Origin of the sequence: Bacillus sp. LLTC93, from assembly GCF_002993125.1 — a bacterium.
Classification (GTDB): Bacteria; Bacillota; Bacilli; order Bacillales; family Bacillaceae; genus Bacillus; species Bacillus zhangzhouensis.
In genome coordinates, this window is record NZ_PVME01000002.1 from 333,857 (window position 1) to 357,338 (window position 23,482).

Sequence of the window (23,482 nt, forward strand, 5' to 3'; positions counted from 1 at the left end):
TCTACCGCTTTTGGCGAAGTCTTAATGATTTTGCATCTGTTCACTTGGCTTAACTTGATTTGCATAAAATTCATCATATATGGCATATCCAATGAGTACGAAAGTAACATAGATTAATGCACTCAATGTCCAAATCCATTTGACATTCAGCTTCATTCTGCCACTCCCTCTCTTACAGGTTTCAACCGCTGCAATCTGAGCGCATTCAGCACAACCGACACGGAGCTAAAGGCCATTGCCGCTCCTGCAAGCCATGGGGCAAGGAATCCAAATGCGGCTACTGGTATCCCAATACAATTATAGGCAAGCGCCCAAAATAGATTTTGCTTAATATTTCTCATCGTTTTTTTGCTAAACGCAAGCGCATCTGCAATGGCATGGAGGTCTCCTGTCATGAGCGTGATATCTGCCGCTTCCATGGCAACGTCTGTACCTGTTCCAACCGCCATCCCAATATTCGCTGTCGCAAGGGCTGGGGCATCATTAATGCCGTCTCCGACCATGGCGACTTTCTTTCCTTGTTCTTGAAGCGCTGCAATGTGAGCAGCCTTCTCCTCAGGCAGAACTTCAGCGATGACATGCTCAATACCCGCCTGTCTTGCGATCGCCTCTGCTGTGCGCTTGTTATCCCCTGTCATCATGACAACGTGAATCCCTTGCTCTTTCAACCGGGCGATGGCTTGAGGAGAGGATGATTTGATCGTATCTGCCACCGCTACAATGCCGGCGACTTCGCCGTCAATAGCAACGAGCATAGCCGTTTTCCCTTGTTCCTCCAGCGTTGTTATGGACGGTTCAACTTGATCATATTGGATATCGTGTTTCTGTAATAGCTTCCGCGTCCCAATCAAAAGCTTGCGCCCGGCGGCCTTTGCTTCAATGCCATGACCAGGATCTGCTTGGAAGTTTTCTACCTCGGCCGCTTCAAGACCTCGTTCCTTCATTCCGTCTGTAATCGCTCGGGCAAGTGGATGTTCCGACTGCTGTTCTGCCGACCCTACTAGCTGAAGCAGCGTATCTTCTGTCCAATTTGCATATGCCACTACATCTGTAAGACTCGGCTCCCCTTTTGTCACAGTCCCTGTTTTATCTAAAACCACCGTGTCCAGTGATTGGGTCACTTCTAAATGCTCTCCGCCTTTAAACAGAATGCCTGATTCAGCCGCACGGCCGCTGCCAGCCATAATAGAGGTTGGTGTAGCAAGACCGAGTGCACAAGGACACGCAATGACGATGACCGCTATAAAGGTTTCAAGTGCTGAAGTCACATTCCCAGGATCAACAAAGAAAAACCATATAAGGAAGGTGAGCACAGCAATTGCTACAACAATGGGAACAAATATCCCTGATATTTGATCTGCCATTCTTTGAATGGGTGCTTTTGAACCCTGCGCTTGTTCTACGACTCGAATAATCTGTGACAGAGCCGTCTCTTTCCCGACTTTTGTCGCTTTCACTTTGATAAACCCATTTTTATTGATGGTTGCCCCAATGACCGCATCTCCTGCGGTTTTATCAACAGGCAGACTTTCTCCTGTAATCATGGATTCGTCTATTGCGGTTGTCCCCTCCATGATCTCTCCATCTACCGGCACTTTCTCACCCGGTTTGACAAACACAAGATCATCCACTTTCACATCAGAAATAGGAACAGTCATTTGTTTCCCATCTCGCTGGATGACAGCTTCTTTCGCTTGTAAGCCCATCAGCTTTTGAATCGCTTCTGATGATCTCCCTTTTGCTCTTGCTTCCATTAATTTTCCGAGCACAATTAACGTAATGAGTACAGCACTTGTTTCATAATAGAGTGCTGCCTCATGTGTGCCTTGAACCGCTGACTGAATGCTTTCATATAAACTATAGAAAAACGCAGCTGATGTCCCAAGTGCCACAAGGACATCCATATTGGCACTTTTATTTCTTAAAGCCTTATACGCACCTACATAAAAGGGCCAGCCGACAATGAATTGAACGGGCGCTGCTAATGCCAGCTGAACCCATGGATTCATGAACGCTTCTGGCAGCCAAATAAAAGACGTGAAAGAAAAATGGCTGACCATTGCCCAAAGGAGGGGCAGTGACAAGATCATCGAGAATAAAAAGCGTGCCGTTTGCTTCTCTATCGCTGCTTGGCGATGATCTTTTTTCCCTTCCTCTGCTAGATCTTCAGCTGGTTCCATTAGTGAATACCCAATGGACTGAACGGCATCTTTTATATCGCTTGTAGACGTTTGTCCCGGATGATATGTGACCTGTAGTGTCTCAAGCGCAAAGTTCACAGATCCGTGATCGACACCGTCCAACCGGTTGATTTTTTTCTCGATTCGGTTTGCACAAGCCGCACAGGTCATTCCCTCTATATCAAACTCTGCTTGCTCCATCACAACATCGTAGCCAAGAGATTGAATTTTTTTCGTCAGATCATCTGGTGATAGTTGCTCCGTTTCATATACGATATGAGATGTTTCAAGTGCTAAATTCACATTGGCTTCATCCACACCTTCCAGCTTGTTCAAACCCTTTTCAATGCGTCCTGCACAGGCAGCACAGGTCATTCCTGTAATTTGAAAATCGATTTCCTTTTTCATTCATCTCACCTCTCCACATACTCCATGGGGGTATCTTTTTTTGAAAAAAATACGCGCTGTCACATGCAGCACGTATATCATTTATACAACATCATATCCCTGTTCTTCAATCACATCAGAGATTCGGTGTAACGTGACTTGATCAGGATGAAAAGAAACCTCCACCTGTCCCTTGTCTAAATGAACTTTCACAGATTCAACACCTGCTAATTCTCCTACATTTCCTTCGACTGCTTTCACGCAATGTCCGCAAGACATGCCCTGCACTTGAAGTGTTGCTTGTTCCACTTCTCATCGCCTCCATCAATCATTTTCTACACCTTACTATACCCTAGTAGGGTATCATTGTAAACATAAATGATGCTTTATTTGCTACGATTTTGTCAGTTTCGTAAAGACGTTCATCAATTCTTCAATGGCTTCATCCCCGTTGCCGCTCTTAATGGCATCCGCTACGCAGTGATGTGTATGCTTTTCCATCAATTGAAGACTGACCTTTTTTAATGCTGCATTGACAGCAGAAATTTGATTGACGACATCTATACAGTAACGATCATTTTCAATCATTTGCTGAATCCCACGTACTTGTCCTTCCACTCGTTTCAAGCGATTGATTAATTGATCTTTTTCCTTCTGGGCTCTAGGCGAAGCAATGTGTCTTTCTTCATGTTCTGTCATGTGATCACCTTTTTTCTATTATGACTTGTCTTTAATTAAATTAAAGCATATCTCCACCGGAAAAGGCAAAGATATGCTGAATGCCCGTCTAAGAGCAGTGTTTGTCCTAGTTTGTTAATTGTTCAATATCCTGTAGAAGGCTGACGGACTGCTGAAGCTGCTTGATCAACCCTTGCTGGTCCTCTAAAATGGCGGCAACATCGATATTGTCAGCTTTCAATTGCTGTAAATAGACTTGAATGTCCTCAGACAGCACCTTATTTTTTTCAATGATTTGTGCATGCAGATCTTCCGCTATTTTTGGAGCAGTTAGTTCATTAAAGTTTTGAATGTCGGCCTTCAATGATTCAAGCTGCTGCGTCAATTCTGCTTTTTTGGCGGTATTTTGTACAGCTTCTTCAGCGAGCTTTGGAAAGTCCTCCGTAAACTGCTGAATGTCAGTTACATAGTCATTTGCCTCTGTGACATATGTCGTCGTATCGTTGACCTGATCAAGCAAGCCGGAACATCCACTTAACACAAGCGTACCAGAAAATAGGAAAGCCATCACATATTTTTTCAAGATCGATCATCCTTTCATCTATTGTGTTGAAAGCATTCATTTGTTCTGCTCCCCTAAAACACTGATGCAAAAGGACTTTAAAAAAAGCCAGACCTTTGCCTCATGTGTCATAGGCAAAGGTCTGGCTAACATGTTCATGCCGGAATGGCCGAGAAACAACGTGTGTTTCTGTAATGACGACCAAACCGTAAAAGCTACTCCCCTTTAGGAAACCGTTCAAATGTTATGTTTATCATATCGAATGTCAGGACAACAGTCAATGAGAAGCTGGCGGCTGATCGTGCTCTTGATACAGCATATAGTCCGCTCCAGTTGACGCATAAATCCGGTTCCGTCCTTGGCGTTTTGACATATACAAGGCTTGGTCCGCTTCATATAGAAGAGTTTCTAATACATTGGGATCATAAGCTGTATGAGCAATTCCAAAGCTCGCTGTCACTCGCACTTTTTCCTCATCATTCTCAAAGAAACTCATCTCAAACGAATGTCTCATTCGCTCCGCGATATGACATGCCTCTTCAAATGAATGATGCGGCAGACAAATGGCAAACTCTTCTCCGCCGTATCGTCCGAATAAATCGTCCATCTGTAAATGCTGCTGACAAATGGTGACAACATGACGCAGCGCCTCGTCTCCAATATGATGTCCGTGTGTGTCATTAATTTGTTTAAAGAAATCAATATCAAACAGCATAACAGCCGTATCCTGCGCATCCTCTTCCAAGATCATCTGCGTTCGTTCGATGAAAGAAGAACGATTGAAGATATTCGTCAATCCATCGATATATGCACGACGCTCCAGCTCTTCCTGCAGCAAACGCTGCTCTGTTACATCACTGATCACAATTTGCCTGCCCTCGATCTCTCCTCTTCTATTAAATAGCGACGTAGCAGTCAAGTGATAATAGCTGGAATGATCTTTTTCCCTTTTCAACATTAAATCATATTGCGAATGATCCTGCGGAGAACGCAGCCACTGAATGAACGCTGACTCTTTGATGATTTCTGAGAAAACATCGTCGATTTTATAGCCAATTCCCTTCTTATTCGCAAGTGCCGGAATGATCGATGCAGCAGCGGGGTTGTAATCAATGAGTGTCCGATATCGATCTAAAATGAGAACCCCCTCAGACATATGCTCAAACACACGCTCCATCGCAATGGGAGAGAGCTTAAAGAGCTGGAACGACATAATCGCCCATAAGTAGAGCGCATTGGTTAAAAACATCACCACAGGGACCGGGTCAATATGAAGAGGTGTAACGCCTAACAAATAGATAAAAGATGTCGTGATTGGCAGTAACATCCCCACTAGCAAAATGAGGATCTGCTTTAAATATTCTTTTTTTGTGACACGTAAAAACCAAACCAGCATAAAAATAGCAAGCATCGAACAGCCAAATGTGTAGACCCCATGAATGATATACCAATAGCCAATCGTAAAATCAGCCAATAAAAATCCGTCTACTGTATTCATCGTGATGCTTCGGTAAAAGAGTGAATGAAAAGAGTTGGTGAATACCATTATGGTTGTGAGAACTGGAATCAGTAAGATGAGAAGCACGCGGCGCTTTGTTAAATATTGATGGAAACCCGTAAATTGCAGCACAATCATGAGGCTGAATGGTGCGATAAACGGAAGACCTATGTATTGAAAACAAACCCAGAACATGACTTCTTCAGGGGTACGCGCCAATAATTCAAACGTATGCCCAAAAATATAAATCGCAGTTGCTCCAGACATGTACATAAACAATTGACAGCCAATATAACGATGGCGATTTGCATGAGCAATGATTGATAATATCACGGACAGAATGCCAGAAACACTCATGATCACAATAAAATGTAAAACAATCGAATCCATGTAAACGCCCCAATTTCAGTTATTTAGAACTAGTCTCATCTTACTATATATGAGGAAGTCAAAAATGGGAAGGTGTGATTTTGATTTGGTTGGAGATTTTTTGTAAAGTTTTGGTCGTTTTCCTTATGATGACGCCTCTTATTTTCAATACTTTTTACTCAATTTGACGGAGAAGCATGTTGTGACAGAAGAAATATCTGTACAATGTGGGGATCTATGAAGAGGAGGCTCAGAAGGAATATGACTTTTTTGATCATCATGGCAGGTTTGTTTATGCTGATTCTTTTGGAGAAGCCATTTGAGAAGAGAAGATCTGGGTTGATATTTTTGGTGAGTTATTTACTGCTGATTGCAGTTTATGTGATTCAATCAACTTTTGTGGAGCTTGTGTCGGATGGATTTTTGATGATGATTGCAGTGATTGTGGTGTGTCCTTTGTTTGTTAGGCTTTTACAGACTTCTTCGAGGAAAGGTATATGACAAATAAGCAAGCTTAGAGCTTGCTTATTTTCAAAAATCACTTATTAGTAAATAACTTATCAATTATGCTAATAGCAAAAAAACAAATAGGAAATGCAATAATAATATACAGAAAATTTTTAGGTACAAACATATTGTAATAATAAAAAAATACACTGATAAACAAAATCATAACAGCATACTTCATAATACTTTTCACAAAATTCCTCCTAATATATATCCACCCAACCATTATTAGGGCGTTTATCCCTCTTATCCAACTGTTTAGCAATTTGAGTTCCGATATCCAAATAATTCAGAGCAATCGCGACAGCAACACCAATAGAAATCGCTAATTTTTTAGCTCCCCACGCCTTTAATCTACTTGTCACGGTTTTAGTAAATATTCTTTTAGCTTCCGCTTTTCCTTTTTTAATAATAAATGATTGTATAGCACCTACACCACCCCCGACAGCAAAACCAATCACAGCATTGAAAACTGCACCTGCAAACCTAACAGTTACACCGACTTTTATACCTGATGATTTTTTCTTCTTAGCAGCTTGAATTTCTTTAACTCCAAAGGAAGAAACAAATATATCTTTAGCAAAAGCAAAATAATCATTATCTACTAGAGCTGAATCGTTCATTTCTTCCACTAACTCTTCTTGTGCTGCTGACAAATCATTATATGTATCAGACTCTTTATCGAAGAAATTTGTTAATTCTTTTTTAAATATTTCTTTCTCATTAACATTTGAAAGTTCTGTTTGTTCTTCTACTATTTCATCAAAAAGTTTTCTCTCATCTTTCGTCATTTCATCTATCGAAGGCATATTTCTAACCTCTTCTTCAAGATCGAATTCCTCAGATAAAACATTCTTACTCAGTTGAACATCATTTGAATTTATGCCCTCTACTGTTTCTTCTACTAAAACTCCCTCTAAAACAGGCTGTTTCTCATTATTTGACTCTGCAAAACTAGTTAGAGTTGATAATGAACTAATCGTAAAAATAATTACTGTCAAAATTGAAATCTTCTTAAAAAATGCATTCATCGCCACCGCGACAAATGCCTCCCACAAATGTTAATTTTAAACAACTATAGTTTATTTTAACATAACTATTATAAAAAAACAGGATAATATTCACTAGATAAGTAGATTTTTTAAAAATCAGACTCATAACAGCCCACTTATCTAATCAGATATGTAATTCTTAATACCCAAAAACAAGTACACCATCAGAATTTTTCTCATATCAATATTTGAATGGCAATTTAGGAATATAAAAAAAGACGCTGAAAATAGCGTCTTTTTTATATTATAGAGTTTTTGAAAATGCTACATATTTAATAGAATCTAATGTCAAAAAGAGTGTTATTCACACATCCTTTGGTTCTAGCCAATTGTTTAGGACACTCAGAGATGTTGCAGAAACTCATAAATAAGAAATTTTCTAAAATGTTGCCAAAATGTTGCCAGTCCCGCACCAAGGGCTTTCAAACCCTTGATACGACTGCATTCTAAAAGTTTTGATGGAGACGGTGGGAGTCGAACCCACGTCCAGAGACATCGATTACTTAAGCGTCTACGAGCGTAGTCAACATATTTACGTATTCACTCATCCGCATGCCTGCTGACGGGCGCTTGGAGAGCTAGTCTGATGGATCTCTTCTTACGTCCTCAGACGGGAACGTAAGCGTAGCCTACTTCATTGGGCTCCTCACAGACACATAGGCGATGTCAGGAAGAGCTCGCTGCGCTTATTAGGCAGCTAGTGCTAAGTTTTGGTTAAAACTTTTAGTTTTGCCAGTTACATTTAGTGCGTGTTAACGAGATCGCCTCTCGGCTCGCAGCTCAAGCTCGAACCGCCCCTGTCGAATCCGTAACGTCCCCTTGTAAAAGGGATATACGGGATGGAAACGTTCAGCTTAACTGCTTCCGTATATAACTATTATAACAACCTCATCGCTTGAAACAACTGGTGGTTTCTGTAAAAAACACGATGATTGTTTACTGCATATCATATTGTAGCATAATGCTTCCGCTCACAGCAAGCAATCTGCCCCCCCGGACTAGAATTGCTTTTGTCGATCACGGAAGGCACGGTCGATTTCACGTTTTGCATCTTTTTTCTTCAGATCTTCACGTTTATCGTATTTCTTTTTCCCTTTACCGATTCCGATCAGCACTTTAGCAAAGCCATTCTTCAAATATAATTTAATAGGAACAAGTGAGTAGCCCTCTTCTTTTGTGGCACCAATCAATTTGCTGATTTGCTTGCGATGAAGCAGCAGCTTCCTTGTTCTAAGCGGGTCATGGTTATAACGGTTCCCCTGCTCGTATGGGCTCACGTGCATGTTGTGAAGAAACACTTCTCCTCGTTCGATTTTGGCGAAAGAATCTTTTAAATTCACTTTTCCTGCACGAATTGATTTGATTTCAGTTCCTTGTAACACAAGGCCGGCTTCAAATGTTTCTTCTATAAAATAGTCATGATTTGCTTTTTTGTTTTGGGAAACAACCTTTCCCTCTCCCTTTGGCATTGGCGTACACCCTCCTTTTGACACAAACACGATCCAAATCGTACGGATTATTTTATCAAACAATCCAGCTTTCGACAATGCTGACGCCATGTGGTCAAAAAGCAAATAGAGCGTGATGCCCTATTTGCTTTTTTAGCACGTTACTTTTTCTTTTTCCGCTTTTGTTTCGGTGCGTTATCAAATACGCGTTTTTTCTTTTTCTTCTTTTTTCGACCTGTGAACCAGTCGCCGCCTTTATCGTCTTTTGCCTTATCTCCAGACGCCTTCTGACCCACGCTCCCTTTTTTTCCTGGTGGATCTGTCCGTTTTTTGAACTTGAAATCTTTTGGCAATTTACGACGAGTGCCTTTCATCCCGACAATTTCAAAATCAATGGAATGCTCATCTTTATTAACATTCACCACTTTGACAGTGATTTCGTCACCGATGCGATATACATTTCCTGTCCGCTCACCGATCATGGCAAAATGCTGTTCATCAAAGCGATAGTAGTCGTCTGTCATGTAGCTGACATGGACGAGACCTTCTATCGTATTCGGCAGTTCAACGAATAGTCCAAAATTCGTGACGGAACTAATCATGCCATCAAATTCTTCGCCGATTTTATCAAGCATAAACTCTGCCTTTTTCAGGTCATCTGTTTCACGCTCTGCATCGACTGACCGGCGCTCCATCGTTGACGCATGATCTGCTATTTCTGGCAGCAGCTGTCCCCATTTTTCAAGGGTTGCTTCATCTGTCTTTTTCTGAATCAAATAGGTTCTGATCAGTCTATGCACGATTAAATCAGGATAACGGCGGATCGGTGATGTGAAGTGCGTATAGAATTCCGTTGATAACCCAAAATGCCCGATGCTTTCTGGATCATACTTTGCCTGTTTCATAGAACGAAGCATGACGGTTTGAATCACTACTTCTTCTGGCTGATCTCGGACGGCATCCAGCACACTTTGAAGTGCACGCGGGTGAATGTTCGTCGACGTTCCTTTCACAATGTAACCAAAAGTCGTGACGAACTCTAAAAAGCGCTGAAGCTTCTCAGGATTTGGTTCTTCGTGAATTCGGTAAATGAACGGTACATTCATCCAGTGGAAGTGCTCTGCGACCGTCTCGTTTGCGACAAGCATGAATTCTTCAATTAATTTCTCAGCGACTGAACGCTCTCGAATGATAACATCCTTTGCCGCTCCTTCATCATCAACAAGCACTTTCGCTTCCTTGAAGTCAAAGTCTACAGCCCCACGATCCATCCGCTTGTCACGAAGGATTTCTGCAAGCTTCTCCATCTCTTGGAACATCGGAACAAGCGGCTCGTATTTGTCTATGAGCTCTTCATCTTGGTCCACTAAAATCTTGTTCACATCTGAATACGTCATTCTCTCTGTCGTTTTGATCACACTTTGGAAAATTTCGTGTTTGACGACCTTCCCATCTCGATCAATGACCATTTCACAAGACAGTGTGAGACGATCGACCTTCGGATTTAATGAACAAATGCCGTTTGATAGACGATGTGGAATCATCGGAATCACGCGGTCTACAAGATACACACTCGTCCCGCGCTCATATGCTTCTTGATCAATCGGGGAATTTTCAGTGACATAATGGGAGACGTCTGCAATATGCACCCCTAGCTTATATTTACCATCATCCAGCTTTTGCACAGTGACTGCATCATCTAAGTCCTTCGCATCTGCACCGTCAATTGTCACAATTGTTTCGTTGCGCAGATCACGTCTACCTTCCAGATCTTTTTCATCGATTGTTTCGGGTGTGTCTACCGCCTGCTGGAGCGCCTCTTCTGGGAACTCACCTGGCAGGCCGTGTTTATGAATGATCGACAGAATATCAATGCCTGGGTCATTTTTATGACCTAAAATTTCAGTCACTTCGCCCTCTGCACTCATTCTTCCTTCCGGATAGCTTGTCAGCGTCACAACGACCTTATGCCCTTCTACCGCTCCGTTTTTGGCGGATTTCGGGATAAAGATATCGTGTGTGATCTTTTTATCATCAGGAATGACAAAACCAAAGCTTTTTGTTTCTGTATAGGTACCGACAACCGACTGAATATTACGCTCCAGAATTCGGATGACTGTCCCTTCTTTTTTGGTGCCATTGGATTTATGGCTGACACGAACCATGACCGTATCACCATTCATCGCTGTTCCAAGCTCTGTTGGCGGAATGAAAATATCATCCTGTCCAAACTCTTCAGGTGTCACAAAGGCAAATCCTTTCGCATGAGCGGAAAGCTTTCCTTTCACCAAATTCATTTTTTCCGGTACACCGTAGCGATCACTGCGGGTACGGACGATAAGCCCCTGGTCCTCTAATATCACAAGTGCTTTAATGAGCTCTTTATAATCATCCGGATTTGTAATCTCCATCATGACTTCTAATTCTTGTACTGTTAATGGTTTGTACGCCTCTTCTTGCATAAACGCGAGTAATTCATCCATAAATTCTTCTTTTTGCACACTCTAACCCCCTATATATTTAAATTGACCAATCAAGTGATTCTAAGAATGCATATACATCCTGATGAACCTTCTCCCGCTCTTTATCAAGCGTGATGACATGGCCTGATTCTTCATACCATTTCAACTGTTTTTGATCTGTCTCTACTTCGTTATAAATGATATTTGCACTGTCTGTATTAATCATATGATCATGACGTGCCTGAACAACAAAAGTAGGTGAATAAATCATGTCAACATTGTTTCTTACATCTGCAATCAGCTCTTGCAGGCCCTTGAGCGTACCCATTGGTGTTTTCTTGAACTCTTCCATTTCCTGTTCAATTTGGTCCTCTGACTTACCCTCGAATTTTTTATAGTTACGGGCATAATCTAGTACACCCTGGTACATGACTTCTTCACTTTTTATGTACATAGGTGCACACATAGGTACAATTCCCTTTACAGGTACAGTGTAACCTAATTTCAATGAAAAAACTCCTCCGAGGGATAGTCCGCAAACAGCAATCTCCTCATAGCCCTCATCTTTTAAAAATTGATAGCCTTCTTCTACATCTTTCCACCAATCTATCGGACCTGTATGGACAAGCTCTTCTGGCGGCACACCGTGTCCTTTGTATTGAGGTGCATGGCATGTATAACCTCTTTCATTCAGGTAACGGCCAAGCATTCGAACATCTGCTGTATTCCCAGTAAAACCGTGAAGAAGAAGCACCGCCTTTTCTCCACCTTTAAACGTAAATGGTTTTGGTGTAACAACTTTCATGATGTGACTTCCTTTCCTTCTGTTATGGTTTATATTTTCCACTTGTATGTATGAAACAAACACAAAAGAGTGCTGATAATAAAAAAAGGTCTGAAAAAAGTTCAGACCTTCTGTTACTCGCGCCTTACACGCCTAAATATGCCAATGCAAGTGTTAAGATGAAGAACAGCACTGACAAAATAACCGTTAATCGGTGAAGAATCAAGTCAAGGCCTCTCGCTTTTTGCTTACCGAAAAGTTGCTCGGCTCCACCTGAAATAGCGCCTGACAGTCCAGCACTTTTACTTGATTGTAATAATACAACGATGATAAGTGCGATACTGACAATTACGAGTAATGTAATAACAAATGCGTGCATGAAAACACCTCCAGACAAACTGGTACACATAACTTTATTTTACATGAAAACAAGGTGCATGTCACGAAACATCAAAATAAAGATTTCCTATATATTGTCGACTTTATTTGTTATTTTGATTCAATTTCGTTCAAATGGGTTACATGCAGCATTTTTTATATGCGATTTTGAGTTAAAAAACCATTTTAACGAGTTGCTTCTTCTTTTAATAGCTGTTTTAATTCTACTAACAAACGTTCAGCCCCTTCAGGACTCAGCATCACTTTGCCATTTCCATAGCTTTTGTTGTATTTCGTTACTTGTCCAGTTAAGAGGCAGCTCTTATCTGCATCATATTTTTTCAGCATGATGGTTTGATCTTCTATGAAAATTTCTAAAAGCTGCTCTTCTTTGATATTGAGTACCTTTCGCATTTCTGAAGGCAGCACAATTCTGCCAAGAGAATCAATGTGTCTGACCATCCCAGTTCTTTTCAAGGCCATTACCTCCTTCATAATGATATGATGATTCCATTCATTGACTTTTGTCAACATCTTCATAGTAAAATAGATCTTCAAATTTTTTATCAAAGTAATGAATCATTTTGCCAATGACCAGCTGTCCTGGTTTCCTGTGACCATTTAATACCCTGCTGAGTGTGGCAGGAGAGATGCCAATTTCATCTGCGAGCTGATTTAAAGACATATCGTTTTCGATCATATACTGCATGACAAAAGCTCGCCTGATCTGAATCTTTTCGACCATCATTACAACCTCCTATAGGATCAATATGTACAGAATGTAGGGCTCTCACAACAAACAGATCCATTAACTTATGTCAACACTTTTGCGCCTCTGCTATTTCCTTTGGTCAATGATCATACTAAAATAAGTCATATACTGAAATGTGAGGTTCGATGTCATGAATCACTTTGGTGAACAATTACGCATTTTAAGAGAAAATAGAAAAATGTCTGTCAATCAACTCGCCATGTATTCGGGTGTAAGCGCTGCTGGTATTTCTCGTATTGAAAATGGGAAGCGCGGTGTGCCCAAGCCTTTAACCATAAAAAAATTAGCACACGCCTTGAAGGTGCCTTATGAGGATTTAATGCTGCTTGCCGGTCATATTGAACAGGAAAAAGTTCATGAAATGAAACCTAAATATGAGTCCATGTTGAAAATCTATCAGACGGCGCTTCAAAAGGATGTAGAACATCTCCCCATTTTTGATGGAGACCAATGGGAAACGCTCACTGCACAAGACATCAGCCAGCTGAATGAATACTTTCTCACACTCATCAACCAAAAAAAGGCGAACAAATAGCGGGGCATAAACATAAGATACATCTACCATTAACTAATGTCAATATTTTCATGGTATACTTGTTGCCAATAGTCAACAAATCAGGTAAAATAGAATGACCTAATCTTTAACCATGTGAGGTTTTGAGTTGATGAACTTTGGTGCATATTTAAGAGCATTGCGTGAAAAAAAGAAGCTATCAGTGAACCAATTAGCCATGTATTCAGAGGTCAGCGCTGCCGGTATTTCTCGAATTGAAAACGGGAAACGCGGCATTCCCAAACCTCCTACGATTAAGAAACTAGCAGGTGCATTAAAGGTACCTTATGAGGAAATGATGCAGGCAGCTGGTTATATTGAAGAAGCATCTCCTGTCCATCTGATAAAGGAAGAGGAAATGGCTTTATCCAAAATGAAGGAAGCCGCAGAGCAATATGAACTTGGTGATCTCGAAATATTTGATGGAAACATATGGTCTACCCTTTCTAAAAAAGAAATAGAGGATCTAAACCGCTATCTGTTGTTTATGTTAAACAGCCGTTCATCATCATAAATGTTTTGATCATAGACAAGCTTTTTGCGCTGATTTATGACAGAATTACGGTATAATGGGATCAGATTGGAGTGAAGAAAGATGAATCAATCTGACATGTGCCCGCGGTTTGAAAAAGCAGTTGAGTTATTAAGTAAACGTTGGGTTGCACTGATTGTTTTTCAGCTTCTCTCAGGTCAGCAGCGCTTTAGTGAAATTGAGGCGGCTCTGACAAATTTAAGCGGAAGAGTATTATCTGAGAGATTAAAAGAGCTAGAGGCAGCAGGCATTGTAAAACGGGAGGTTTTTGCTGAAACACCCGTACGTATAGAGTATTCATTAACAGATATGGGACGTTCACTTGCACCCGTTTTTGAGGAAATTTCAAAGTGGTCCACTGAATGGATCACACTTGAATCATAAAATTTCTCCATGTGAGCCGCCTGATGATCATAAAACAGCCTCCCTTACAGATGTAAGGGAGGTTTTGTCTATTCAACCGTTTAAGCAGATGTGATGTTTTTTTCAGCTAACGCTTTTCTCTCTTTTTTCTTGTTTGTTGGGCTTAAATAGCGTTCAAGCCAGCCCATGACAAGGTCGGCAATAATGGCCATGAGCGCAGTTGGAATAGCACCTGCTAAAATGATGGCTGTTCCGTTTGTGGCGTTTGATCCTCTGATGATGATATCACCAAGTCCTCCCGCACCAACGAATGTCCCAATCGCTGTAATGCCGATTGCGATGACCAGTGCGGTTCTTAAACCAGCCATAATCACCGATAAAGCAAGCGGTAATTCAACCATTCTCAGCACTTGCCATTTCGTCATGCCCATTGCTTTACCCGATTCTAAATAGGCGTGTTCAATGCTGACAATCCCTGTGTATGTGTTTCGGATGATAGGCAGAAGCGAATATAGAAAAAGTGATAGAATCACTGTATTTGCGCCAAGTCCTAATACAAGCATCAACACTGAAAGCATCGCTAACGCTGGTATGGTTTGAATGACATTTGTAATGGCGAACACCCAATTGCTCAGCTTGCGATAATGTGCCACAAAGATGCCTACTGGAATTCCGACAATCGCCGCAAACAACACCCCATACGCTGACATGAGAAAATGCCGATAAAATTCTTCTAACACATATGAACCGTTCTGCTGATAATACGTCCATAATTGCTGCAGTGTGTCCATCAGCCCTGACACCTCCCAATCTTACTCAAAGTAATTGTGTTTTTTCAGGAAATTCTTCGCAACGGTTGCTGGTTCTTGAAGCTCCCCGTCGACTTGATAGTTAAGCTCTTGCATTTGTTCTGTATCGATTTTTCCAATCAGCCTGTTGATCACCTTCTCCAGCCCTGGATTTTCTTTTAATACCTTCTCCGGGACAACTGGCGATGCATCATATGGCGGGAAGAATCGTTTGTCATCTTTTAAGATTTTGAGATTATAAGCTTTGATTCGTCCATCTGTTGAATAGGCAAGCACAATATCCATTTTTTCATTTTTCAATGCATCATAGACTAAACCAATTTGCATCGGGAATGTGTTTCCAAATTCGATTCCGTATGTTTTCACAAAACCTTCGTAGCCGTCGCCTTTCTTTTTGAGCCAAATATTATCGACACCGAAACGGTAATTTTTCGCATTCTTTTTCAAATCAGAGACCGTTTCTAAATTGTTTTCCTTTGCCATCTTTTGCGTCACGGCAAAGGCATACGTATTATCAAATCCATAGGAATCAAACCATTTGTAATCGTAGCGTTTTTTGAATTCTTTCTGGACGATGTCCATCGCACGCTTCGGATCTTTTTCCGCCTCCATTCCGAGCGTACTTGTCAAATCCGTGCCTGTATATCTTGTAGCAGAAATGTCGACATCACCATTTTCCATCGCCTTTTGCTGTACGGTATTGGAGCCAAGATTTTTTACAATGGTTGTCTTCTTATCTGTGTAATGCTCAATGATATCCCCAACCATATAGGCCATGATTTCTGATTCGGTAAAGTTTTGCGCGCCAATTCTCAGCGTGCCCCCTGAGGAGCTGGCTAGTCCAGGAAGTGAACAGCCACTAATCAATAGCAAGCAGCCAGCAAGCAGCGCACTGATCCATTTTGTTTTTCGATTCTTCTTCACATGAGCCAACTCCTTATGAAACTTCCTTCAATCCTTTTAAGCCGTCTGGTGTTACTTTTTTCTCAAGCCTCATCAATGTAAGATCGATGATGACCGCTAAAATGGTGACTGGAATGGCACCAGCAATAATGTATTCCGGCTGGTATAATTGAAGTCCAATTAAAATATAGTCACCAAGACCGCCTCCACCGATAAAAGCAGCAAGTGTTGTCCAGCCAATTAAGTAAATCGTTGACGTCCTAACACCCGCCATAATAATCGGCACGGCAAGCGGGAGTTCAACAAGACGAATTTGTTCCCATGTCGTCATGCCGATCCCTTTACCAGATTCAAGCAAGTTTTTGTTCACACCTTGAACTCCAGCATACGTATTTCTCAAAATAGGCAAAACGGAATAGAAGAATAGAGCAACGATCGCAGGTATTTTCCCTACCCCCAAAATAGGAATAAAAAATGCAAGAATCGCTAAACTAGGGAGTGTTTGAAAGATATTCACGACACCGATGACAAAACCTGCGCCTTTTTTCATTCGTGTGAGTATCACGCCTAAAGGAACGGCGACAATAATGCCTAGTACGACGGCAATTAAAGAAATATATAAATGCTCCCACATTTTTATGAGGAGTTCCCCACCATTTTTCTCTAGAAAATCGATGATTTGATCCATGTGTACACCTCCTTAGTTCATTTCAGTGACAGCCGGTGTATCTTCTCCCCAAATGGAGTCGTACACAACATCAACAAGACTTGCACGTGTCACAATGCCTTTTAAATGCCCCTCTGCATCCACAACCGGTACATATTTAATGCCACGTATTAAAATCTTCCGGACGGTGTCTCTTAGAAGTGCACCTTCTTGTACTGTATAGAACTCTGTATTTAAGATCTCACCAACGAAGGCTGCTTTTCTACGGTTCGCATCGATCGTTTCGATATCGATATAACCTTTTAACACATGATTTTCATCCACAACAAGCAAAGAATCGACCCGCTTTTCTCTCATGATGTAAATGGCATCAGTCAACGTTTGTTCGACTGTAATTGTCACTGGCGATGTGTTCATCATCTGTTCTACACGTTCCATGTTTGGATTTGATTGAAGCAGACGTTCTTTCCCGATGAACTCTTCTACGAACTCATTGGCAGGGTTACGCAAAATATCATCTGGCGTGCCTACTTGGACAATCTCCCCATCTTTTAAAATCACAATTCGGTCAGCGAGTTTGATCGCTTCATCCATGTCATGTGTGACGAATACGATTGTTTTATTTAATGTTTTTTGTAGTTTCTTAAATTCTTCTTGCAGTGAATCTCGTGTAATTGGATCAAGTGCACCAAATGGTTCATCCATGAGGATAAGAGGGGGTTCCGCTGCTAGTGCGCGAAGAACGCCAATTCGCTGCTGCTGTCCTCCACTTAGTTCATGCGGGTAACGTTCTAGATACTCCGGCCCCATGTCGACTAGCTTGAGCAGTTCTCGCGCTCGTTCTTTTCGTTTTTCTTCCGGCCATTTTAATAGCTTCGGAACAAGTGAAATGTTTTGTGCGATGGTCATATGAGGGAAAAGTCCAATTTGCTGAATCACATAACCAATTTCTCTTCTTAATTGGACAGGGTCCTTCTTCATAATGTTTTGTCCCTCGATCAGAATGTTTCCTGAGGAAGGTTCAATGAGTCGATTGATCATCTTCATCGTTGTCGTTTTGCCACAGCCACTCGGTCCAATAAAACAAACAAATTCTCCTTTTGCTATTTCTAAATCAATATGTTTGACAGCTTTCTTTCCGCCTCTATACGTCTTAGATACATTCTCTAGTTTCAGCAAATGAGACACCTCCAATTAGTCGGATATATATTTTCAGAAAATTTACACCTTATTAATTATAGTGCAAACTTTATAAAATAAAAAGTTTACGATATGTTTGTATTGCATAACATTTATTAAAAATTTTCAGTTAACGGGCTGATATGTAGAGATCCCTCCTTTTTCCTTCAAATTACTAGCAAATACTCAATATTTATTGTTTTCATTAACAAACAGGTATATGATATATTGTGTTACAAATTGTCAGTCATGAAGGGATGAAGCGGGGAGTGGACAAGCTAGCGTTAGGCGCCATTCAAAAAGCACAGGATCATTATATTGAAAAAGCTGCCGAGAACATGAATGCCTTTGGTCTTTCTTCTACAGTGGGTAGAGTGCTTGGTATCATTCACATGAACCGTAAACCAATGACACTGGGAGAGCTATCAGAGGCGACCGGTATGAGCAAAACGAGAATGAGTCAAGTCGTTCGAGAGATGCTCGATTTGAATATTGCAGAAAAGGTTTATGAAAAAGGGATACGTAAAGATCTGTATGACGTTGAACAAGATCACTACCAGACGTTTATTTCATTGTTTTCAGCCAATTGGTCACGAGTTGTCAGCAAAAATCGTAAGGCACATAAAAAAACGTGTAAGGAATTGCTGGAGCTGCTTGAACAGGATGATTTACCGGAAGAGACAGAGGATAAAATCAATCTGCTTCTTTCAGAAATTAAGGAAAGTCTTGATTACTATGATTGGATTAGCCGCTTAATTGAATTCTTCGAAAGTGAAGAAGTGTTTAAGCATGTGCCAAAACCTTAAAAAAGCTGTTTTATTTTACTTCATTGTAGAAAAAAACAGCTTTTTTATATACACTTATGACATAAACATTGGAAACATCCCTTTTAAGCCTGCGCCAATCATCTCTACTGCCACTACAGCAAGAATCAAACCCATCAATCGCGTCACGACGTTCATCTCTGTTTTCCCCATTTTTCGCATAATGAAACTTGAATAATGAAAGGCATAATACGTCATGGCAAGAACGATCACAATACCCAAAAGGATCGCAAGAATATGAAGCCCTGCCTCACTTCCTGGGGTTAAACTCATCACTGTGGCGATTGTACCGGGGCCTGCAATGATTGGGATCGCGAGCGGAGTAACGGAGACATCTGCCTTCTCTATGCTTTCTGCCTTTTCGTCCGAATGAGGGTTTTGAACATGTGACTCTTTTGCATTCAGTAAATTGTAAGCGATACCAAAAATAAAAATACCTCCGGCGATGCGGAGTGCATGAATATCGATCCCAAACAACTTGAAAATGATCCTGCCTGCCAGTAGAAAGGCAACCAAAATAATAAAAGATACAACAATGGCTTTTTTGGCCGTTTGAGAGCGTTCTTTTTCTGTATAGCCTTCTGTTAAGGTGATGAAAAGAGGCACGTTTCCAATTGGGTTCGACACAGCAAATAGCGACACAACGACATGAATCATAAAGGAAATCAACAGACACCCTCCTTTTTTTCATAGTGTCTGCCAAACTGATGTGAATATTCCCTTGATATGTTAAAACCTGATTGGCTGTAACCGATGTTAATAGAGGTTTAGAGAAAGGGGAATAACACATGAAGAAAACAATCACCATCATCCTTCTGTCTGTCGCTATTTTAGGCGCAGCTGGCTGGATTGTTTGGCAGCAGCAGACCATCACCGTAGCAGAAGAAAAACATCAGCAAGAAACCAAAACGAACGATCAGCTGCTGGTGAAGTTAAAGTCAGAAGGAACGGATATGAAGCATGAAATCGATGATCAAAAAAAGAAATTGTCCACAGTCACAAAAAAGCTGAAGGAAAAAAAGGAGGCCTATCAAAAAGAAGTCAAACAGCGTAAAGCTCTTGAGGTAGAAATCAATCAGCTTCAAAAAGAGCTGGCAACAGCGAAAGCAACTGCTCAAGCGAATAAGCAGTCAGCTTCTCAAACGACGAGAACACCTAAAGTCAAAAAAGACCCGAATGTCACACATCATCCGCCCTCTCAGTGGGTGCAGGATCAATACGATTGGGGTGTGAAACAAGGGTATATTAAGGAATAGAGAGGATGACATGAAGTGATACAGATTCAGCCATTGTCTCGTCACCAATCTTTACCTATGGATCTTTTACTATTAGCTGACCCTTCAAAGGAAAAGGTTCTTGCCTATGTACAATCCGGCTCTTGTTATGTCGCCTTTCATGAACAGGACATGATCGGTGTCTATGTTCTTTCATCACGATCTCAGCACACGGTTGAGATTATGAATGTCGCTGTGAAGGAGTCATGGCAAGGAAAGGGAATTGGGAAACAGCTGATTCATCATGCCATTGCTGAAGCCAAAGCGGCCGGTTTTCACACGATTGAAATCGGCACAGGAAACTCTAGCATTCACCAGCTGGCACTTTATCAAAAATGTGGCTTTCGCCTAACATCCATTGATCACAATTTCTTTCTTAAGCATTATGATGAACCGATCTATGAAAATGGTATTCAGTGTATGGATATGGTGCGGCTTTCGCTCGCTTTTCAAGCAGACTGATTTCTTGTTCAGCCTGCTTTTTTATGATCTGCGCTTTTTTACGACATGAATCACATATTGAATCAAAAAATAGAGTGCAGCGCCAGCTAGAAAGCAGACCGCGCATCCAAAAAGGGTCGCCTCTGAGCTGAATTGATACTTTTCGATTTTCATGATATAAAATGGCATGCCAAACACAGTCGGACTTGATTCAACATGATTAACCTCTAGCAGCAGTAAAAATACTGGGGTCATAAACACAGCGAATACATACAGCATCGCGAGCGTTAAGCCACTAGAAAAAGAATGAAATACTTTGATCATCTATTTCTCTCCTTTCATCTCTTTTAAGCTGGCAGTCACATTTTTCCCGTCTGGGCAAGATGGATGCAGCATCACAGTGTTCAGTAAAGAAAAAAACAGCAATGGATGACTCAAAGGATGCTTCCACATGAAAAAAAGCACACCCGAGCAGATCACAGGAAACAATGGACCTGCAAGTGCCACCATCAGATTGAAGCTCGGCCGGGCAAATTTTTCATGAACGACCGACATGTGCTTCCAATCTACCATCACCACAAAATCAAAAAGTGGTCTATTTTCGATTTTGTTACACACCATGACCATTAGCATGTGACCGAGTTCATGAACGAGCACAACCGCTATCAAACTAATCAAAAGCTCCATCATCGCAACACTGGCCTCTTTAACATGACAGCATATATACAGCTGAAGAATGCGAGCGATCCAATCAGATAGGCCACTGCGAGAAGATGGAAATCTGCTGAAAGCCACTCTAATAAAAGCATATCTATAAAGCTGAATACAGCAATCATCATCAGGATCACAAACAGCTTATTAAACTCATTAATTTTCACGACAAACCCTACACATGCAGCCATCACTGTGATCAATAAAATAGACAAACTCGCCAGACCATGACCTTCACTTTCAATACCTGTCACCAAATAAGCTAACCCAATATACACAAAGTATGTCAGCAAATTAATTGCGTAATAAAATAACATTCTCGACGATAAATAAGTGCCTTTAGATGTATCGAACATAAAGATGGCTCGCTGATTCAAATGATATTCCCTGCCGATCATCAGCGGAAGCATCACCAATATCTCCTTTAGCGCAAACTGCACAATAAAGGCATAAAGCCAGCCAGTTTCTGCCGGAGAAAAAACAAATGGCAGTCCCACCGTCATGCAAACAAGAAATAGAAACAAAATGCCCTGTTCTTTAAAAACAGCTGATCGGCTAAAATAAACAAACTCCTGCCGCAAATGAGTCAAAAATGAAGAATGCGTTCTGATTTTTTGGTAAGAAAACGACTTCACTTCTACTTTCAGTTGCAAAAACATCCGATTGACATAACAAGCCGCCAAGCCCTTCAGCCATAGCCATCCCGCACATAGTAAGATCACAAGAAACACGAGATAGACAGACGGCCATACGTGGATGATCTCAACCGCTTTTTGAAAAAGAAGAAACACCAAAACGTTGAGCGTCAAAAACCCGATCGTTTGCAGCAGCAAATGCTCTTTTGTTTTTGATACGACATGACTCACACCTATTCGAACCATCATCCAAGAAGCAAGGGCATACAGAGCCAATACACAGCATGTGATTGATACAATCATGACCCAATAGATGGACAGTGTCACGCCGCTAATGAGAAGCCCTAATACGATTGGTAAAAAAAGCAGGCCAAGCATGATAAAACAAAACAGCATCGGAAGAGCATATACACAAATGACAAAAGACACACTCTGCATCGCACTGTTCAGAAAAAAGAATTGATATTCCTGACGCTTCATTTTATTGCGGGAAAAGACAATGCCTGCACTCAAAAGTAAGAGTGACATTTTGATAAACTGGAGGTATAAAGCAGTTGGCTCGCTATCCTCTGTCTGCATGAAAAAGCGCAGGCTCATAACGACGTACATGGCATACATCAACAAGAAAAAAGCGGCTGCTGTGAGAAGCTGTAAAGGATACTTTTTACCGAGCTGCTTTCCTTTCGTTGCCAGCATACCCCATTCTATTTTATGAAGAACGTGTCGTGTCCAAATCATTGAGTAACCTCTCCACCTGCATATAGTAATCTCGATTCACTTCTTTATAAATGTCCTCAAGTGCCTGATGAGGAAATGTCTGACTTGTTTCTTGACGAGACATATCCAGCTTTATGTCACCATTTCTTAAGATCATGAGGTGATCATACAATGTCTCACCAAAGCTCAAATGATGGGTTGAAATGAGGATACCAGCACCTTGATCTCTCAGCTTCATGAGCACCTTTCTTAAGATGATCATCATATCTGGATCAAGTCCATTCGTTGGCTCGTCGAACACATAATAATCACAAGGCCTGAGGAGCTGTGAAATGATCTGAGTTTTCTTTTGATTGCCATGGGACAGCTGAGCGATTGGCTGATCCATATACGGACTCAGCTCAAAAAGATCGATGAATGTCTCTTCTCGCGCGACATCTTGCTCATTTGGCAGCTGAAGTAAATGAAAATATTCTCTCGGCGTTAAATAATCGAACAAAGCATGGTCGTCAGGAATATAGGAAACATGTTTTTTTAAAAGGGATATATGAGCGGAGGAATGGAAGTTCATCTGTTCACCATTTAAGGATACGTGCCCTGTAAATGGCGTCAGCCCAAACATGGATTGGATCATCGTTGTTTTTCCCGCACCATTATGCCCCAAAAGAAGCATCATACGTCCTTTCTCCACATTCATCTGAATATTGCGGAGAGAGAAGGTGCGGCTATACGTTTTTTCTTTTAATTGTAATGTCAGCATCATGTTCCTCCGTTTGTTTCAGATAGAACAGATGACA

The 23,482-nt window shown here is 41.2% G+C and carries 29 protein-coding genes and 1 other RNA gene; 7 read left to right on the top strand and 23 right to left on the bottom strand.

Annotation, left to right across the window (positions count from 1 at the left end):
- Window positions 1-21: 21 nt before the first annotated feature.
- The 6 genes from C6W18_RS20450 to C6W18_RS06985 all read right to left on the bottom strand — a co-directional run bounded on the left by C6W18_RS20450 (window position 22) and on the right by C6W18_RS06985 (window position 5,695).
- Window positions 22-156 (bottom strand): hypothetical protein, encoded by a 135-nt coding sequence (locus C6W18_RS20450; protein ID WP_262982633.1) that lies wholly within the window; start codon window positions 154-156, stop codon window positions 22-24.
- A complete protein-coding gene (locus C6W18_RS06965) occupies window positions 153-2,588 on the bottom strand; it encodes a heavy metal translocating P-type ATPase (protein ID WP_105926879.1) in 2,436 nt (811 codons plus the stop codon). The genes C6W18_RS20450 and C6W18_RS06965 overlap by 4 nt, the downstream gene beginning before the upstream one ends.
- An 81-nt stretch (window positions 2,589-2,669) precedes the next feature.
- Entirely contained in the window at window positions 2,670-2,876 is a 207-nt protein-coding gene (copZ, locus tag C6W18_RS06970; protein ID WP_024423475.1) for a copper chaperone CopZ, read from the bottom strand.
- Window positions 2,877-2,960: 84 nt separating this feature from the next.
- Window positions 2,961-3,266, bottom strand: coding sequence for a metal-sensing transcriptional repressor (locus C6W18_RS06975; protein ID WP_034316779.1), 306 nt, complete (start codon window positions 3,264-3,266; stop codon window positions 2,961-2,963).
- Window positions 3,267-3,372: 106 nt separating this feature from the next.
- A complete protein-coding gene (locus tag C6W18_RS06980) occupies window positions 3,373-3,828 on the bottom strand; it encodes a DUF6376 family protein (protein ID WP_105926881.1) in 456 nt (151 codons plus the stop codon).
- A 256-nt stretch (window positions 3,829-4,084) separates the two neighbouring features.
- Window positions 4,085-5,695, bottom strand: coding sequence for a histidine kinase N-terminal 7TM domain-containing diguanylate cyclase (locus tag C6W18_RS06985; RefSeq protein ID WP_105926883.1), 1,611 nt, complete (start codon window positions 5,693-5,695; stop codon window positions 4,085-4,087).
- Window positions 5,696-5,935: 240 nt separating this feature from the next.
- Between C6W18_RS06985 and C6W18_RS06990 the strand changes: the two genes are divergently transcribed.
- Window positions 5,936-6,175, top strand: a complete 240-nt coding sequence (locus tag C6W18_RS06990) for a hypothetical protein (RefSeq protein ID WP_105926885.1) — start codon at window positions 5,936-5,938, stop codon at window positions 6,173-6,175.
- Between the two features lie 209 nt (window positions 6,176-6,384).
- Here C6W18_RS06990 and C6W18_RS06995 read toward each other — a convergent pair whose 3' ends face one another.
- The 8 genes from C6W18_RS06995 to C6W18_RS07030 all read right to left on the bottom strand — a co-directional run bounded on the left by C6W18_RS06995 (window position 6,385) and on the right by C6W18_RS07030 (window position 13,053).
- Window positions 6,385-7,218 carry a hypothetical protein gene (locus tag C6W18_RS06995; protein WP_105926887.1) on the bottom strand — a complete coding sequence of 278 codons (834 nt, stop codon included), beginning with the start codon at window positions 7,216-7,218 and terminating at the stop codon, window positions 6,385-6,387.
- Between the two features lie 471 nt (window positions 7,219-7,689).
- Window positions 7,690-8,052: a transfer-messenger RNA gene (gene ssrA / locus C6W18_RS07000) on the bottom strand.
- A gap of 179 nt (window positions 8,053-8,231) precedes the next feature.
- Window positions 8,232-8,702: an SsrA-binding protein SmpB gene (smpB, locus tag C6W18_RS07005; protein WP_034316768.1), complete on the bottom strand. Its 471-nt coding sequence runs from the start codon at window positions 8,700-8,702 to the stop codon at window positions 8,232-8,234.
- Window positions 8,703-8,842: 140 nt separating this feature from the next.
- Window positions 8,843-11,182: a ribonuclease R gene (rnr, locus tag C6W18_RS07010; RefSeq protein WP_034316765.1), complete on the bottom strand. Its 2,340-nt coding sequence runs from the start codon at window positions 11,180-11,182 to the stop codon at window positions 8,843-8,845.
- Window positions 11,183-11,201: 19 nt separating this feature from the next.
- On the bottom strand, window positions 11,202-11,948 hold the full coding sequence (locus C6W18_RS07015; protein WP_034316762.1) for an alpha/beta hydrolase: 747 nt from the start codon (window positions 11,946-11,948) through the stop codon (window positions 11,202-11,204).
- A 124-nt stretch (window positions 11,949-12,072) separates the two neighbouring features.
- On the bottom strand, window positions 12,073-12,306 hold the full coding sequence (gene secG, locus C6W18_RS07020) for a preprotein translocase subunit SecG (protein WP_003212746.1): 234 nt from the start codon (window positions 12,304-12,306) through the stop codon (window positions 12,073-12,075).
- 185 nt (window positions 12,307-12,491) lie between these two features.
- Window positions 12,492-12,782 (bottom strand): AbrB/MazE/SpoVT family DNA-binding domain-containing protein, encoded by a 291-nt coding sequence (locus C6W18_RS07025; RefSeq protein WP_003213714.1) that lies wholly within the window; start codon window positions 12,780-12,782, stop codon window positions 12,492-12,494.
- Window positions 12,783-12,819: 37 nt separating this feature from the next.
- Window positions 12,820-13,053 (bottom strand): helix-turn-helix domain-containing protein, encoded by a 234-nt coding sequence (locus C6W18_RS07030; RefSeq protein ID WP_008347669.1) that lies wholly within the window; start codon window positions 13,051-13,053, stop codon window positions 12,820-12,822.
- A 154-nt stretch (window positions 13,054-13,207) separates the two neighbouring features.
- Here C6W18_RS07030 and C6W18_RS07035 point away from each other — a divergent pair, with 154 nt between their 5' ends.
- The 3 genes from C6W18_RS07035 (at window position 13,208) to catR (ending at window position 14,546) form a co-directional block, all read left to right on the top strand.
- The gene (locus C6W18_RS07035; protein WP_105926889.1) at window positions 13,208-13,612 is read left to right on the top strand and encodes a helix-turn-helix domain-containing protein; all 405 of its coding nucleotides are present in this window, start codon (window positions 13,208-13,210) and stop codon (window positions 13,610-13,612) included.
- 130 nt (window positions 13,613-13,742) lie between these two features.
- A complete protein-coding gene (locus tag C6W18_RS07040; RefSeq protein ID WP_034316756.1) occupies window positions 13,743-14,144 on the top strand; it encodes a helix-turn-helix domain-containing protein in 402 nt (133 codons plus the stop codon).
- Between the two features lie 81 nt (window positions 14,145-14,225).
- The gene (gene catR, locus C6W18_RS07045; protein ID WP_034316754.1) at window positions 14,226-14,546 is read left to right on the top strand and encodes a catDE operon transcriptional regulator CatR; all 321 of its coding nucleotides are present in this window, start codon (window positions 14,226-14,228) and stop codon (window positions 14,544-14,546) included.
- A gap of 80 nt (window positions 14,547-14,626) precedes the next feature.
- Here the strand turns inward: catR and C6W18_RS07050 are convergent, their stop codons facing one another.
- From C6W18_RS07050 to C6W18_RS07065, 4 genes are read right to left on the bottom strand one after another with little or no spacing between them, the layout of a single operon-like run.
- Entirely contained in the window at window positions 14,627-15,316 is a 690-nt protein-coding gene (locus tag C6W18_RS07050) for an ABC transporter permease (RefSeq protein WP_034280931.1), read from the bottom strand.
- Window positions 15,317-15,337: 21 nt separating this feature from the next.
- Window positions 15,338-16,258 carry an osmoprotectant ABC transporter substrate-binding protein gene (locus C6W18_RS07055; protein WP_034316751.1) on the bottom strand — a complete coding sequence of 307 codons (921 nt, stop codon included), beginning with the start codon at window positions 16,256-16,258 and terminating at the stop codon, window positions 15,338-15,340.
- Between the two features lie 13 nt (window positions 16,259-16,271).
- Window positions 16,272-16,925 (bottom strand): ABC transporter permease, encoded by a 654-nt coding sequence (locus C6W18_RS07060; RefSeq protein ID WP_034316749.1) that lies wholly within the window; start codon window positions 16,923-16,925, stop codon window positions 16,272-16,274.
- A 12-nt stretch (window positions 16,926-16,937) separates the two neighbouring features.
- A complete protein-coding gene (locus C6W18_RS07065; protein WP_105926894.1) occupies window positions 16,938-18,083 on the bottom strand; it encodes a betaine/proline/choline family ABC transporter ATP-binding protein in 1,146 nt (381 codons plus the stop codon).
- A gap of 269 nt (window positions 18,084-18,352) precedes the next feature.
- On the opposite strand from C6W18_RS07065, the gene C6W18_RS07070 reads away from it, so the two are divergent.
- Entirely contained in the window at window positions 18,353-18,889 is a 537-nt protein-coding gene (locus C6W18_RS07070; RefSeq protein ID WP_034317436.1) for a GbsR/MarR family transcriptional regulator, read from the top strand.
- Window positions 18,890-18,943: 54 nt separating this feature from the next.
- On the opposite strand, the gene C6W18_RS07075 is transcribed toward C6W18_RS07070, so the two are convergent.
- On the bottom strand, window positions 18,944-19,576 hold the full coding sequence (locus C6W18_RS07075; protein ID WP_105926896.1) for a MarC family protein: 633 nt from the start codon (window positions 19,574-19,576) through the stop codon (window positions 18,944-18,946).
- A 119-nt stretch (window positions 19,577-19,695) separates the two neighbouring features.
- On the opposite strand from C6W18_RS07075, the gene C6W18_RS07080 reads away from it, so the two are divergent.
- A complete protein-coding gene (locus tag C6W18_RS07080; protein WP_105926898.1) occupies window positions 19,696-20,163 on the top strand; it encodes a hypothetical protein in 468 nt (155 codons plus the stop codon).
- 15 nt (window positions 20,164-20,178) lie between these two features.
- Complete coding sequence (locus tag C6W18_RS07085; protein ID WP_105926900.1) at window positions 20,179-20,643, top strand: GNAT family N-acetyltransferase; 465 nt, start codon at window positions 20,179-20,181, stop codon at window positions 20,641-20,643.
- Between the two features lie 21 nt (window positions 20,644-20,664).
- Here C6W18_RS07085 and C6W18_RS07090 read toward each other — a convergent pair whose 3' ends face one another.
- Genes C6W18_RS07090 through C6W18_RS07105 form a run of 4 tightly spaced genes read right to left on the bottom strand, consistent with a single transcriptional unit; the run spans window position 20,665 to window position 23,445 of the window.
- Entirely contained in the window at window positions 20,665-20,946 is a 282-nt protein-coding gene (locus C6W18_RS07090; RefSeq protein ID WP_105926902.1) for a hypothetical protein, read from the bottom strand.
- Window positions 20,947-21,312 carry a zinc metalloprotease gene (locus C6W18_RS07095; RefSeq protein ID WP_105926904.1) on the bottom strand — a complete coding sequence of 122 codons (366 nt, stop codon included), beginning with the start codon at window positions 21,310-21,312 and terminating at the stop codon, window positions 20,947-20,949. It lies immediately after the preceding gene.
- On the bottom strand, window positions 21,309-22,706 hold the full coding sequence (locus C6W18_RS07100) for a hypothetical protein (protein WP_105926906.1): 1,398 nt from the start codon (window positions 22,704-22,706) through the stop codon (window positions 21,309-21,311). The genes C6W18_RS07095 and C6W18_RS07100 overlap by 4 nt, the downstream gene beginning before the upstream one ends.
- Window positions 22,678-23,445 carry an ATP-binding cassette domain-containing protein gene (locus C6W18_RS07105; RefSeq protein WP_034316728.1) on the bottom strand — a complete coding sequence of 256 codons (768 nt, stop codon included), beginning with the start codon at window positions 23,443-23,445 and terminating at the stop codon, window positions 22,678-22,680. Before C6W18_RS07105 ends, C6W18_RS07100 begins: the two co-directional genes overlap by 29 nt.
- Between the last annotated feature and the right edge of the window lie 37 nt (window positions 23,446-23,482).